Genomic DNA, 610 nt, shown 5'->3' on the forward strand with positions numbered 1-610 from the left:
TAATTGCACGGGCGGCGGCCGACGCCATCGTCGCGCTCTTCTCTCAGTTGTTCAACTTGCTGCTCGCGCCGGTGATAGCGTTCTACCTCACACGGGATTTCGATTCCATCCGTGAGCGGTTCGCGTCCTGGATACCGCCGGCAATGAGAGACCAGGTGATGGGCATCCTGCGTGACATAGACCGTGCACTTGCTGGTTTCGTCCGCGGGCAACTCATAGTATGCAGTTTCGTGGGAGTATCGACTGGTCTGACCCTCGCCATCCTGGGAGTGAGATTCGCGGCACCAATAGGGTTCGTCGTCGGGGTGCTCGAGATCGTCCCCTACTTCGGCCCCATCCTCGGCATGATACCCGCGGTGCTTATGGGGGCGGCCAAATCCCCCACTACTGCGCTGCTCACGGCGGCGGCGTTCATCGGAATCCAGCAGGTGGAGTCAGCGGTCATATCTCCCAAGATAATGGGGGACTCAGTCGGGCTTCATCCTCTCGCTGTAATCTTCGCGCTCCTAGTTGGGGCCAGGCTATTCGGAGTCTTGGGTATCTTGCTTGCTGTCCCGGTGGCTGCGTGCCTGTCCATCCTATCGGAGCGGCTGCTCCGGGGGGAGTAGGC

At 60.5% G+C, this 610-nt stretch carries 1 protein-coding gene; it reads left to right on the forward strand.

Features of this window, described 5'->3' with window-relative positions:
• On the forward strand, window positions 1–608 hold a 608-nt coding region (locus NUW23_16335; protein MCR4427715.1), incomplete at its 5' end, for an AI-2E family transporter.
• Window positions 609–610: the final 2 nt, after the last annotated feature.

The sequence above is a fragment of the Bacillota bacterium genome (genome assembly GCA_024655925.1).
GTDB lineage: Bacteria > Bacillota > DTU025 > DTU025 > JANLFS01 > JANLFS01.